The organism is Streptomyces polyasparticus (assembly GCF_014493765.1).
In the GTDB taxonomy this organism is placed as follows: domain Bacteria; phylum Actinomycetota; class Actinomycetes; order Streptomycetales; family Streptomycetaceae; genus Streptomyces; species Streptomyces polyasparticus.
Genome location: NZ_JACTVJ010000002.1, coordinates 113,976 through 127,109 on the forward strand (window position 1 = coordinate 113,976; position 13,134 = coordinate 127,109).

The 13,134-nt window shown below is 68.8% G+C and carries 13 protein-coding genes; 12 read left to right on the top strand and 1 reads right to left on the bottom strand.

Annotated features, from left to right (window positions below):
* Window positions 1-188: 188 nt before the first annotated feature.
* The 7 genes from H9Y04_RS02585 to H9Y04_RS02615 all read left to right on the top strand — a co-directional run bounded on the left by H9Y04_RS02585 (window position 189) and on the right by H9Y04_RS02615 (window position 7,974).
* Complete coding sequence (locus H9Y04_RS02585; RefSeq protein WP_187811984.1) at window positions 189-1,451, top strand: L,D-transpeptidase; 1,263 nt, start codon at window positions 189-191, stop codon at window positions 1,449-1,451.
* Window positions 1,452-1,537: 86 nt separating this feature from the next.
* Window positions 1,538-2,305 (top strand): enoyl-CoA hydratase/isomerase family protein, encoded by a 768-nt coding sequence (locus tag H9Y04_RS02590; protein WP_187811985.1) that lies wholly within the window; start codon window positions 1,538-1,540, stop codon window positions 2,303-2,305.
* A 116-nt stretch (window positions 2,306-2,421) separates the two neighbouring features.
* Complete coding sequence (locus H9Y04_RS02595; RefSeq protein ID WP_187812125.1) at window positions 2,422-3,186, top strand: hypothetical protein; 765 nt, start codon at window positions 2,422-2,424, stop codon at window positions 3,184-3,186.
* Window positions 3,187-3,441: 255 nt separating this feature from the next.
* Window positions 3,442-3,945, top strand: coding sequence for an ATP-binding protein (locus H9Y04_RS02600; RefSeq protein WP_187811986.1), 504 nt, complete (start codon window positions 3,442-3,444; stop codon window positions 3,943-3,945).
* 64 nt (window positions 3,946-4,009) lie between these two features.
* A complete protein-coding gene (locus H9Y04_RS02605) occupies window positions 4,010-5,572 on the top strand; it encodes a choice-of-anchor I family protein (protein ID WP_187811987.1) in 1,563 nt (520 codons plus the stop codon).
* A 411-nt stretch (window positions 5,573-5,983) separates the two neighbouring features.
* Window positions 5,984-6,748 (top strand): polysaccharide deacetylase family protein, encoded by a 765-nt coding sequence (locus H9Y04_RS02610; RefSeq protein ID WP_438818064.1) that lies wholly within the window; start codon window positions 5,984-5,986, stop codon window positions 6,746-6,748.
* Window positions 6,745-7,974 (top strand): YncE family protein, encoded by a 1,230-nt coding sequence (locus H9Y04_RS02615; protein WP_187811989.1) that lies wholly within the window; start codon window positions 6,745-6,747, stop codon window positions 7,972-7,974. Before H9Y04_RS02610 ends, H9Y04_RS02615 begins: the two co-directional genes overlap by 4 nt.
* 79 nt (window positions 7,975-8,053) lie before the next feature.
* On the opposite strand, the gene H9Y04_RS02620 is transcribed toward H9Y04_RS02615, so the two are convergent.
* The gene (locus H9Y04_RS02620; protein WP_187812126.1) at window positions 8,054-8,695 is read right to left on the bottom strand and encodes a GNAT family N-acetyltransferase; all 642 of its coding nucleotides are present in this window, start codon (window positions 8,693-8,695) and stop codon (window positions 8,054-8,056) included.
* Window positions 8,696-8,773: 78 nt separating this feature from the next.
* On the opposite strand from H9Y04_RS02620, the gene H9Y04_RS02625 reads away from it, so the two are divergent.
* The 5 genes from H9Y04_RS02625 (at window position 8,774) to pstA (ending at window position 13,107) form a co-directional block, all read left to right on the top strand.
* Window positions 8,774-9,688: a helix-turn-helix domain-containing protein gene (locus H9Y04_RS02625; RefSeq protein ID WP_187811990.1), complete on the top strand. Its 915-nt coding sequence runs from the start codon at window positions 8,774-8,776 to the stop codon at window positions 9,686-9,688.
* A gap of 99 nt (window positions 9,689-9,787) precedes the next feature.
* Complete coding sequence (locus tag H9Y04_RS02630; protein WP_187811991.1) at window positions 9,788-10,003, top strand: EF-hand domain-containing protein; 216 nt, start codon at window positions 9,788-9,790, stop codon at window positions 10,001-10,003.
* A 274-nt stretch (window positions 10,004-10,277) separates the two neighbouring features.
* Complete coding sequence (locus H9Y04_RS02635) at window positions 10,278-11,261, top strand: PstS family phosphate ABC transporter substrate-binding protein (protein ID WP_187811992.1); 984 nt, start codon at window positions 10,278-10,280, stop codon at window positions 11,259-11,261.
* Window positions 11,258-12,205 carry a phosphate ABC transporter permease subunit PstC gene (gene pstC / locus H9Y04_RS02640; RefSeq protein ID WP_187811993.1) on the top strand — a complete coding sequence of 316 codons (948 nt, stop codon included), beginning with the start codon at window positions 11,258-11,260 and terminating at the stop codon, window positions 12,203-12,205. The genes H9Y04_RS02635 and pstC overlap by 4 nt, the downstream gene beginning before the upstream one ends.
* Window positions 12,202-13,107 (top strand): phosphate ABC transporter permease PstA, encoded by a 906-nt coding sequence (gene pstA, locus H9Y04_RS02645; protein ID WP_187811994.1) that lies wholly within the window; start codon window positions 12,202-12,204, stop codon window positions 13,105-13,107. The genes pstC and pstA overlap by 4 nt, the downstream gene beginning before the upstream one ends.
* Window positions 13,108-13,134 lie beyond the last annotated feature (27 nt).

Below are 13,134 nucleotides of genomic sequence, written 5' to 3' on the forward strand. Positions count from 1 at the left end.
GGTGGGGAAAAGAAACCCCCACCCCGCCCCGGCAGTTGGGGCCCGAACCACTTGGGACGGAACAGTGACAACCCGGGGGAGCGAGCCCCCGAGCTCGTGTGATAACCCTTGCGCATAGGACGCGCGACAAACAGCGAGCGCATCCAGGGGAGCGGGCCTGACCAGGCCATGCGAGGGGAGAGCGACAGGTGAACGGGCGACCGATATCGGGGGCATCGGTTGATGCACGACGACACCGCGGCAGGACCGGCCTGGCCCTGATCACGGGCGCACTGCTGCTCGCGGTCACGGCCTGCGGAGGCGGCGGTGGCGACGACAGCGGCGACAAGGACAAGGCCAAGGGCGGCTCCGACAAGGCGAAGGCCAACACGCCTTCGGTGGCCGTGGTCGACATAGCCCCCAAGGACGGCGCCAAGAACGTGGCCACCAGCGGCGCCCTGAAGATCACCGCCGACAAGGGCAAGCTGACCGAGGTCAAGGTCGAGGACACCAAGGGCAAGGCGATCCCCGGCGAGATAGCCAAGGACGGCGCCAGCTGGAAGCCGGCCAGTCACCTCGCGGCCTCCACCAAGTACAAGGTGCACGCCACGGCCAAGGACTCCGAGGGCCGCGCGTCCGCGAAGGACATCACCTTCACGACGCTCACCCCGAAGAACACCTTCGTCGGGCACCACACGCCCGAGGACGGTGACACGGTCGGTGTCGGCATGCCGGTCTCGCTGAACTTCACCCGCGGCATCACCAACCCCGACGCCGTAGAGAACGCCATCGAGGTCACCGCCGAACCCGCCGTGGAGATCCGCCACAAGTGGCATGGCAACGACCGCCTCGACTTCCGTCCCGAGGAGTACTGGAAGCCCGGCACCAAGGTCACCGTCGAGCTCAACCTCGACGGTGTCGAGGGCCGGCCCGACGTGTACGGCTCGCAGGCCAAGTCGATCACCTTCACCATCGGCCGCAGCCAGGTCTCCACGGTCGACGCGAAGTCCAAGACGATGAAGGTCGAGCGGGACGGCAAGCTCCTCAAGACCATCCCGATCACCACCGGCGCCCCGGCCACCCCCTCGTGGAACGGCCAGATGGTCATCACCGAGAAGCACAAGGTGACCCGGATGAACGGCGCCACGGTCGGCTTCACGAATTCCGAGGGCGAGGGCGAGTACGACATCAAGGACGTGCCGCACGCGATGCGCCTGTCCGCCTCGGGCACCTTCATACACGGCAACTACTGGGCCTCGTCGTCCACCTTCGGCTCCGCCAACGTCAGCCACGGCTGCGTCGGCATCCGCGACGTCCGCGGCGGCTACGACGGCAAGACCCCGGCCGCCTGGTTCTACGACCAGTCGATGATCGGCGACGTCGTCACGATCAAGAACTCGAAGGACGACACCATCTCCTGGTTCAACGGCCTCAACGCCTGGAACCTGGCGTGGGACAAGTGGGAGAAGTGACCGCCCGCTCCTGACCTGAACGAGGGCCCGGTGCTGTGACCAACAGCACCGGGCCCCCGTGCGTGAACGGCCGCTAACCTCCGTACATGACCCTCCATCTCGAAGTCACCGCAGGCGTCGGCACCATCCGTCTCGACCGCCCGCCGATGAACGCACTCGACGTCGCCCTCCAGGACCGCCTCAAGGTGGTCGCCGAGGAGGTGACCGCCCGTGACGACATCCGGGCCGTCGTCCTCTACGGCGGCGAGAAGGTGTTCGCGGCCGGTGCGGACATCAAGGAGATGCAGGCGATGGACCACACCGCGATGGTCCTTCGTGCCCGCGACCTGCAGGACGCGTTCACCGCCGTCGCCCGTATCCCCAAGCCCGTCGTCGCCGCCGTCACCGGCTATGCGCTCGGCGGCGGCTGCGAGCTGGCCCTCTGCGCCGACTACCGCATCGCCGCCGACAGCGCCAAGCTCGGCCAGCCCGAAATACTGCTCGGCCTGATCCCCGGCGCCGGCGGCACCCAGCGTCTGTCGCGCCTGATCGGTCCCTCGCGCGCCAAGGACCTGATCTTCACCGGCCGTATGGTCAAGTCCGACGAGGCGCTCCAACTGGGCCTGGTCGACCGCGTGGTGCCCGCCGCCGAGGTCTACGAGCAGGCGCACACCTGGGCCGCGAAGCTCGCCCAGGGCCCGGCGATCGCGCTGCGCGCCGCGAAGGAGTCGATCGACCGCGGCCTGGAGGCGGACATCGACACGGGCCTGGCCATCGAACGCACCTGGTTCTCCGCCCTGTTCGCCACGGAGGACCGCGAGCGCGGGATGCGCAGCTTTGTGGAGGAGGGGCCGGGGAAGGCGAAGTTCGTCTGAGCCCGAACCGTGATCCATGGGCTTACAACTCCCTGTGGATCTCGTACGTCTGACAGGCGCCGGCGTACATCCGGCGCCTGTCGGCATTCATGCCCTCGTACGAGATGGGGATCAGGGTGGGGAAGAAGGTCTGGAGAGCGGCTGTGGCCGCCGGTGCGACCGCGGTGTTCACGGCAGTGGCCGCGGTGCCGGCCGGAGCGGCCGAGGGTGACGTCGCGTTCAGCCGGGTCAAGGTGAACGGCGGCAAGCCGATCGTGATCGGGGTGTCGAAGGAGGTCACGGCGACCGCCTCCTTCCGGATGGAGACCACTCGCAAGTGGAAGTGGGCGCCGCAGGTAATCCTTTACCGCACGTCGGGGGAGGAGCTGTATCACGCCATCGAGACCACCGAATGCATCAGGGTGAGCTCGAGCATCTGCGATTTCAACGAGTGGATGTACTTCAACCCGAGCGAGTGGGACATGCGGAACTCGGAGGCAGGCGCCTGGAAGGTCAAGGCCACTGTGTACTTCGAGGGCGGTGGCGGCGACACCGACGACGAGGGCCTCACCGTCTACGTCAAGCGCAACTCCCGCCTCACCGTCAACGCCTCCCCGGAGCCGGCGACCAAGGGCAAGACCATCACCGTCAGCGGTAAGGTCACGCGCGCCAACTGGGACACCAACAAGTACGCCAACTACGGCGGCCGCCACGTCAGCCTGCAGTTCAAGGCCGCGGGAGCCACCTCGTACACCACCGTGAAGAAGGTCTACGCGGACAGTGCGGGGACGCTCAGGACGACCGTGACGGCGTCCAAGACCGGCACCTGGCGCTGGGTGTACTACGGCAACTCGACGACCGGGCCCTCGACTTCGTCCGGTGACAACGTCGTGGTGCAGTGAACCCGAGGGCGGGCGGTTGACGCCGCCCGCCCTCACTTCTGGCTTATGTGAACCTTAAGAGCACCTTAAGCATGCCTTGGCCAGAACTCTCGGTGATCTCCCGAGAGCAGGGCGTCATCGCAGGTCATCCCGGGCGCAACGGCGCCTTAAGTGCCGTAGGCATATGCCGAAAGCGCCCCGCGGAACCATCCGTTCCGTGAGGTGACTTCTCGCGTAAGGGCTCCAACGAGCCCTGCCTGAGGCCATGATGGGGGCATGGCGGGGCTGGAGAGCAGCGAACAGACGCGGGGGCACGGCAGCGCGACCGTGCCGCGGTGGTCTCCTGCCGTCGAGGACGAACGGGCCCTGAAAGCCCTGGAGTTGTTCGGCAACCCGACGGAGGACGAGGTCCCGCTCCCGTCGCGCCCCGAGTCCGCGGGCACCGCCCGCCGGCTCGCCCAGCTCGTCGTCCTGCGCCACTGGGGCCTCTCCCCTCAGGTCGCCGAGGCGGTCGTGCTGCTCGTCTCCGAACTCGTCGGCAACGCCGTACGGCACACCGGCGCCCGCAGCTTCGGCTTACGGATGCTGCGCCGGCGCGGCTGGATCCGGGTCGAGGTCCGCGATCCCTCGCGCGGACTGCCCTGTCTGATGCCCGTCCACGAGATGGACACCAGCGGCCGCGGTCTCTTCCTGGTCGACAAGCTCTCCGACCGCTGGGGTGTGGACCTGCTGCCGCGCGGCAAGACCACCTGGTTCGAGATGCGCATCTCCGACCGCTGATCAACCCCCGCTCGGTCACCCGCAGTTCCCCCGCGGTTCAGCCGCCGACTGCACGATGCGGGCCATGCGTATCAGCCGGCGCGCGGCCCGCGTCTCCATGGCCGCCCTTCTCGTCTCGTCCCTCACCGCAGTGGCGGCCCCCGCCACCTCCGCCTCACCCGAAGCCGCGACCGGCGCGGACAGAAGCCAGGCGCACAGCAGGGGCATCGAGCTGAGACATCTGTCGACCTTCACCTCGCAGGCCGCCGAGATCGTCGCGTACGACAGGAAGTCCCGCCGCGCCTTCGTCACCGGCGCCGACACCCTCACGCTCGACATCGTCGACGTCCGCGATCCCGCGCATCCCCGCCGGGTGCGCACCGTCGACCTCTCCGCGTACGGCGACGGCGCGGTCACCAGCGTCGCCGCGTACGACGGCCTCATAGCGGTCGCCGTCGAGACCGCGGACGCCGCCGCGCGCGGCCAGGTCGTCCTGATGCGCCCCGACGGCGGGGTACTCAGGGCCGTCCCCGCGGGCCACGGCCCCGACATGGTCACCTTCAGCAAGGACGGCGACACCCTCCTCGTCGCCAATGAGGGCGAGCCCAGCGGCTACGCGGCGGGCGACACCGACCCCGAGGGCAGCGTCACCCTCGTCGACCTCTCGCGCGGCTGGTCCCGGGCGAGCGCGCGGACCGCGGACTTCCGCGCGTACAACCACCGCCGCCTCGATCCGAGTGTCCGGATCAGCGGCCCGGGCGCGAGCGTCGCCCAGGACCTGGAGCCGGAGTACATCACCGTCGACAAGCACTCCCGCAAGGCGTACGTGACCCTGCAGGAGAACAACGCCGTCGCCACCGTCGACCTGCGCACCGCCCGCGTCACCGGCCTCGCGGGCCTCGGCCACAAGGACCACTCGAAGCCGGGCAACGGCCTGGACACCAGCGACAAGGACGGCGCGATCAACATCGCCACGCGTCCGCTGCTCGGCGTCTACATGCCGGACGCGGCCGCCGCGTTCGAGCACCACGGCCGTACGTACTACGTGGTCGCGAACGAAGGCGATGCCCGCGAGTACGGCGACTACGAGGACATGACCCGTCTCGCCGACCTCGACCCCGCGCTGCTGCCGGAGGGCTTCGACCCGGCGCTGCTCGATCCGAAGGCGATGGGCCGCCTCGACGTGCTCGCCTCGGCTCCCGCGAAGCCCGGCGGCCCGCTGTACGCGGCCGGCGGACGCTCCTTCTCGGTCCGCGACACCGAGGGCCGCCTCGTCTGGGACAGCGGCGATCTGCTCGAACAGCTCACGGCGAAGATCGACCCGGCGAACTTCAACGCCGAAGGCGAGGGCGACTTCGACAAGCGCAGCGACAACAAGGGCCCGGAGGCCGAGGGGCTGACGGTCGGCGAGATCGACGGCCGTACGTATGCCTTCGTGCTCCTCGAGCGCACCGGCGGCGTGATGACCTTCGACATCACGGACCCGCGCGCGCCCCGCTTCGAGGGCTGGACCCGTACCGCGGGCGACGCCTCGCCCGAGGGCGTCAGCTTCGTGCCGGCGACCGCCTCGCCCACGCGCGAGCCGCTACTGCTCGTCGCGAACGAGGGCAGCCAGACGACCTCCACGTACGAGATCACCCGCGGCTGACGTGCGGAGGTTCCGACGCTGACGTGCGGACATGCAGAAGCCCCCATCGCGCCGGGGGTGACGGCGCCCTGGGGGCTTCTGCGTGCACCGCGGACCTTCGGGGGGTGTGATCCGCGGTCGAATGGGCGAGTGCTCGGGTCAATGGGCATCGCGTACCTCCGACTATGGCAGACGGGCGGTCTCCAAGCCAAAGGTCCTTACTCGGACATTCAGGAATAAATCATGACGATTCGAAGATTAATCTTTGGTGATGTGGAGCACTGACCTTGTAAACAAGGGCTAAATGAGTGTTCTGCTAACGCATCGGCGGCTCGTGGGCCCGAGGCGCGGACTGCGGGGGCAGCGACCCGCGACAGTCCCGAATTGGGTCAATCATTACCTTTTATGCGATAGCCCCTTTAAATGGGCGCCGTGACCACCGACCGCCGCGGTGCTCTGCGCGCCGCTGCCCTGCTGGCCCTCGCCGGCCCGCTCGCCGCCGCCTGCTCGGCCGACCCGCCGGGCCGCCCGACGGCGCCCGAGCCGCGGCCCTCCGCCCCGCCCCCGGCACCCGGACCGCGCCGCTTCCCGGGGCTGCCCGCGCAGATCGAGCACGGCCCGCGCAACAAGCCGCGCGTCGCGCTCACCTTCCACGGCCAGGGCGATCCCAGGATCGCCCGGCAGCTGCTCGCCCAGGCCGAGCAGGCCGGTGCCCGGATCACCGTGCTCGCCGTCGGCAGCTGGCTCGACCGCTACCCGGAGCTCGCCCGCCGCATCCTCGACGGCGGCCATGAACTGGGCAACCACACTCTGCGCCACCTCGACATCAACGCGCTCCCCGAGGCCGAGGCGTTCGCCGAGATCACCGGCTGCGCGGACCGCCTGCGCCGGCTGACCGGTTCGATCGGCACCTGGTTCAGGCCCTCCCGTACGCAGGCCGCGAGCCCGCTCGTACAGAAGCTGGCCCGCCGGGCCGGCTACCCCCACGTCCTGTCGTACGACACGGACTCCCTGGACTTCACCTCGCCCGGCCCCCAGGCCGTGGTCCGCAACATCACCGGCACGGTGCGCGGCGGTTCCGTGGTGAGTCTGCACTTCGGGTACGCGGACACGGTCGCCGCGCTCCCGGCCGTCCTGGAAGAACTCGCCCGCCGCGGTCTGACCGCGGTGACCACCACGGAGCTGCTGACCTCATGACGACCCCCCGCCTCATCTCGGCCTCCCGCAAAAACGGGATCAAGACCTCCCCCAAAACCCGGCTGCTCGCCGGCGGAGTGCTCGCCGCCTGTACGGTCCTCGCCGCCTGCGGCTCGCCCGAGCAGTCCGTACAGGAGAAGAAGTCCGCCGCCCAGCAGGCCGCGCTCAAGCCGGCAGGACCCAAGCCGGTGTACGGGCTGCCGGGGATGCCGCCGGTGGAGAACCCGAAGGACATCTACGCGGCGAACCGGCCGAACAACCTGTCGCCGTTCATGAAGAAGGTCAAGGAGCGGGTCTACGTCCCGAACACCAACTCCAACACGGTCTCGGTGATCGACCCCAACTCCTTCCAGGTGGTCGACACCATCGAGACCGGTACGCAGCCCCAGCACGTCGTGCCGTCCTGGGACATGAAGACCCTCTGGGTGAACAACAACCGCGGCCACACGCTCACCCCGCTCGACCCGCTGACCGCCAAGCGCAAGGCGCCGGACGTCGAGGTGCACGACCCGTACAACCTCTACTTCACGCCGAACGGCAAGAGCGCCATCGTGATGGCCTCGCTCGACCGCGAGCTGGTCTTCCGCGATCCGCAGACCATGAAGCGCCAGCACACCGAGCCGGTGAGCTGCTACGGCGTGAACCACGCCGACTTCTCGCTCGACGGGCGCTACTTCATCGTGTCCTGCGAGTTCTCCGCCGAACTGCTCAAGGTCGACACGGAGAAGATGAAGGTCGTCGGCCAGATGAAGCTGCCCTTCGAGGGCGCCATGCCGCAGGACGTGAAGATCTCGCCGGACGGCAAGACCTTCTACATCGCCGACATGATGGCGCACGGCATGTGGGTCCTCGACGGCGAGAAGTTCACGACGCCCAAGCTCATGCCCACCGGCAAGGGCTGCCACGGTCTGTACATCTCCCGCGACTCCAAGGAGATGTTCATCCCCAACCGCGGCGAGGGCTCCATCTCCGTCTTCGACTTCGCCAAGAACAAGCTCACCAAGAAGTGGTGGCTGCCCGACGGCGGCTCCCCGGACATGGGCGGCGTCTCGGCGGACGGCAACGTGCTGTGGCTCTCGGGGCGTTACGACAACGAGGTGTACGCCATCGACACGCACAGCGGCGTCCAGCTGGCCCGTATCCCCGTCGGCGGCGGCCCGCACGGACTCGCGATCTACCCGCAGCCGGGGCGGTACTCCCTCGGCCACACGGGCATCTTCCGCTGACCTCACCGGTCCCCGGATCACCGGGTGCGGGCGCTACTCGGAGGCGCCCGCACCCGGTTTCTTTTCATGTCGGGGTACATCACGGCGCGTAGAGCAGCACCTCCGAGGCCACGGCCTTGTACCCCGCCGCCTGGAACGTCCGCACACTGCGCGCGTTGCCCGGCGACTGCTGCGCCCACAGCACGGAATCCGCCGGTACGAGATGCCGCGCGGCCAGCGCGAGCTTCCGCCCGAGCCCGCGGTGGCGGACCTCCTCGTCGACCTCGACCGACACCTCCCAGCGCCCGGCGAGACCGCGCCCGAGCGCGAGCATCCCGCCGTCGGCCGCCCAGACGCGCACATCGTCGCGGCGCTTGCGGGCGTAGGCCACCCGCGGATGGTCCTGGTCCTCGATCTCCCGCAGGGCGAGCGGGAGTTCACCGCTGAGCGGGGTCGCCACCGTCATCAGGTCGATGGTGTCCGTGCGCCGTCCCGTCCGCTCCATGAACGCCGCGAGGAACAGCGGGTTCATCGTGGCCGCGAGCGCGTCGCAGTCCAGGGACGCGAGGGTCTCGCGCACCCAGTCGGGGTCCTCGTCGGTGAAGACCACCGAATGGGCCGTGAAGGCGAGCACCCCGGCCTCGCGCGGACTGGGCTGCGGCAGGATCGTGGTGCTGCCGTCCGGCGCGGGGAAACGGCCGGCCGCGGCGGCGGACAGTACCTCGGCGAGTGCGTCGCTCATCTTCGTGACCCCCATGGTGTCGTCGTACGGAAACGACCACTTGAGTCTCCACCCACTGGAAGGCACAGACTCCTCCCCATGATCCACGACGGCCCCGAGCTGCTCACCATCGGTCAGCTCGCCAGCCGCACCGGGCTTCCGGTGCGCACCATCCGCTACTGGTCGGACGCCGGCGCCCTGCCGGTGGTCGACCGCTCACCGGGCAACTACCGGCTCTACGACGCCGCGTCGGTGGCCCGCCTCGAACTCATCCGCACCCTGCGCGACCTGGGCCTCGGCCTGGACGACGTACGGGCGGTGGTCGGCGGCGAGATCACCGTGGCGCAGGTGGCGGCGCGGCATGTGAGCGCGCTCGACGCACAGATCCGGAGCCTCAAGGTGACCCGGGCCGTCCTCACGACCGTCGCCAAGCGCGGTTCGTCCGCGGAGGAGATGACCCTGATGAACAAGCTGGCACGCCTGTCGGCCGCCGAGCGCAAGCGCATCATCGACACGTTCACGGCGGAGGTGTTCGGCGGGCTCGACACCACCGACCCCGATATCCGTACGCGGCTGCAGTTCGGCATTCCGGACCTGCCGGACGATCCGACCGTCGACCAGGTCGACGCCTGGGTGGAGATGGCGGAGCTGCTGCAGGACCCGGAGTTCCGCCGCGGCATGCGCAAGGTGATCGAGTTCAACGCCGCGGGACGGACGCCGAAGACGCCGCCCGGGACCTCGCTGTGGTTCATGAGCCGGCTCGTCCACCTCGCCGGTGACGCACGAGGCCGGGGCATCGCGCCCGCGTCGCAGGAGGCGCGGGACGTCCTCGGTGAGCTGCTCGGGGACGCGGACCGCGGCGAGGTGCTCGAGCGGATGCTGTCCGCGAGCCAGGCCGACGTGTCCCGGCTGCGGGATCTGATCGCCCGGGTGCGCGGTCTGGAGGAGTCGCCGCAGTACCGAGAGGAGTTCGCCTGGGTGGTGGCGGCGCTCGAAGCCGAGCTCGGCCGCTGACGGACCCTCGCTCTTCCTGCGACGGACCCATCGCTCTCCCCGTACAGCCGGGTAGTTAATCTGACCCGGTCAGTTCAGTACCAAGAAGGGGTGGAAGCCATGGCGGACATCGAGGCGGCACGCGCGCAGTTCCAGCGGATCGACACGGACGGCGACGGTTTCATCACCGCCGCCGAGTTCAAGACGGCGCTCGCGCAGGGCGGCGACTGGAACGTCACCGAGTCGGTGGCCGAGGCCGTCATACGCGCCCAGGACCTCAACGGGGACAAGAAGCTCTCCTTCGACGAGTTCTGGGGCCACCTGAACAAGGCCTGAGGCAGTCGGCGCGCCGGTGCCCCGCGGGGGTGCACCGGCGCGCTTCCCATGTGCTCCACCGGCCCCAACTGCCTTGCCACGCACCGCTGTTCACCTGCCATCCGATCCGGTTCTGCAGTTGAGCGCAGCCGTTCATATCCTTCCGCGCGCGCGTACACCCCGGGTTCACCGAAGAGGACTTCCATCCTTGGTGTCCTGACCGCGAGCCCACCCCCACAGGGGCGCCGGTCCACGCCGCCGGGCACCGACCCGGCCGACGCGAGGGTCGTCAGTCGTGAACACTTCCACTTCGTTGCGCCGGGCAAAGGCTCCACTGGCCCTCACCGCTGCTGTGATCCTCGCCGCGAGCGCCTGCGGCGGTGACGGCGGGAACAGCGGTGACAACGGCTCCGGCGGCGGCGATCAGCTGTCGGGCTCGGTGAAGATCGACGGTTCCAGCACCGTCGCCCCGCTGACCAGTGCCGCCTCGGAGTTCTACGCCGAGGAGCAGCCCAAGGTGAAGGTCACCGTGGGTACTTCGGGCACCGGCGGCGGTTTCAAGAAGTTCTGCGTCGGCGAGACCGACATCTCCGACGCCTCCCGTCCGATCAAGGACGAGGAGATCAAGACCTGCGAGGAGAACGGCGTCACGTACGAGCAGTTCGCCGTCGCCAACGACGCGCTGAGCGTCGTGGTCCACAAGGACAACGACTGGGTGGACTGCCTGACCACCGACCAGCTGAAGAAGATCTGGGAGCCGGACTCCAAGGTCAAGAGCTGGAAGGAGGTCGACCCGAAGTTCCCCGACGAGCCGCTGAAGCTGTTCGGCCCCGGCACCGACTCGGGCACCTTCGACTACTTCACCGACGAGATCAACGGTGAGGAGGGCGCGTCGCGTACCGACTACAGCGCGAGCGAGGACGACAACGTGCTCGTCACCGGCGTGTCCGGATCCAAGGGCGGCCTGGGCTACTTCGGCTTCTCGTACTACGAGGAGAACAAGGACAAGCTGAAGCTGCTCGACGTCGACGGCGGCGAGGGCTGTGTGAAGCCGAGCGTGGCGACGACGCAGGACGGCTCGTACAAGCCGCTGGGCCGGCAGCTGTTCATCTATCCCTCGGCCAAGTCGCTGAAGCGGCCCGAGGTGGTCGACTTCGTCGAGTTCTACGTCGAGAACCACAAGGAGATCGCCGAGGACGCCCAGTTCATCCCCCTCAACGACAAGCAGGAGGAGGAACTGAAGGCAGCCCTGGACAAGCTGAAGGCAGCCTCCAAGTGAGCACCTCCGCACCCAAGTCCGTCGCAGGGACCCCCAACCGGTCCCTGCGGCGGACTCGCCCGCGTTACGGCGAAGCCGTGATCAAGGGGCTGTTGATGGCGGCGGCCCTCGTGTCCGTGGCCACCACGGTGGGAATCGTCATCTCCCTCATCCCTCCGGCCGTGGACTTCTTCCGGCAGGTCAGCATCTCGGAGTTCCTCACCGGCACCGACTGGACGCCGCTGTTCTCCGACAAGAAGTTCGGTGTGCTGCCCCTGGTGGCGGCCACCTTCGTGATCACCGGCATCGCCCTGCTGATCGCCGTGCCCGTCGGTCTCGGCGCGGCGATCTACCTCAGCGAGTACGCCAGGCCGCGCGTACGCCAGCTGCTCAAGCCCAGCCTGGAGGTCCTCGCCGGGATCCCCACCGTGGTGTACGGCTTCTTCGCACTCGCCTTCATCACACCCCAGCTGCAGGACATCCTGCCGGAGGCCTGGGCCCTGGAAGTCCGCAGCGGTCTCGCCGCCGGTCTCGTGATGGGCGTCATGATCGTGCCGACGATCGCCTCGCTCACCGAGGACGCCCTGTCCGCCGTACCGCACGCGCTGCGCGAGGGCGCCTTCGCGCTCGGCTCCGGCAAGCGCACGGTCTCCGTGCGCGTCGTCGTCCCCGCCGCGCTGTCCGGCATCGTCGCCGCCTGCGTGCTCGGCATCTCACGGGCCGTCGGCGAAACCATGATCGTGCTGATCGCGGCGGGCGTGAGCACCGGACTGCGCTTCAACCCGTTCATGGAGATGGAGACCATGACCGCGTTCATCGCGCGCGCCGCGTCCGGTGACGTCCCGGTGGACTCCATCGAGTACAACACGATCTTCGCGGTGGGCGCGCTGCTCTTCCTGGCGACCTTCGTGATGAACCTGATCGCCATCCGGCTCGTCCGCAAGTACCGGGAGGTGTACGAATGACCGCCCCCGTCAAGGAAGTCGGGGCCCCGGCACCGGGCCGGCCGATGCTCGCCGGGCCGCGCTGGCGCCCCGGCGAGAGCCTCTTCCGCTGGCTGCTGCTCGCCTGCCTCTCCGTCGGCATCGTCTTCCTGATCGCACTGCTCGCCTACGTGGTCGGCGAGGCCTGGCCGCGGCTGGACTCCCGGCTGTGGAACAACTTCCCCTCCATCCGCCGCCCCGAGAACGCCGGCGCCCAGTCCGCGATCTTCGGCACGATCTGGGTGATCTCCTTCACCGCGCTGTTCTGTCTGCCCACCGGCATCATGGCGGCGATCTACCTGGAGGAGTACGCCGATCAGGAGCGCTGGTACAACCGGCTGATCGAGCTGAACATCCAGAACCTCGCCGCGGTGCCCTCGATCATCTACGGCATCCTCGGACTCGGTCTGCTCGCCCGCCAACTCGCCCTCGGCACCACGGTCCTGACCGCGGCCCTGACGCTCTCCCTGCTCGTTCTGCCCGTGGTGATCATCGCGTCCCGCGAGGCGATCCGTGCCGTACCGCAGTCGATCCGGCACGCTTCGCTCGCCCTCGGCGCGACCCAGTGGCAGACCGTCTGGCGCCAGGTCCTGCCCGCCGCCGTACCGGGCATGGCCACCGGGTCGATCCTCGCGCTGTCCCGCGCGATCGGCGAGGCGGCGCCCGTCATCATGCTCGGCGCGGTCACCTTCGTCATGTTCAACCCCGAAGGCCTGGACAGCTCGTACACCGTGCTCCCGGTCCAGATCTACAACTGGATCAGCCAGTCCCGCACCGAGTTCCACCACCTGGCCGCAGCGGCCATCCTGCTGCTGCTCGTGATCCTGCTCGTGATGAACGCGGCCGCGATCTGGCTCCGCAACCGCTACGCCCGCAGGTGGTGATCCCATGAGCGATCCGACCAGCCGCCC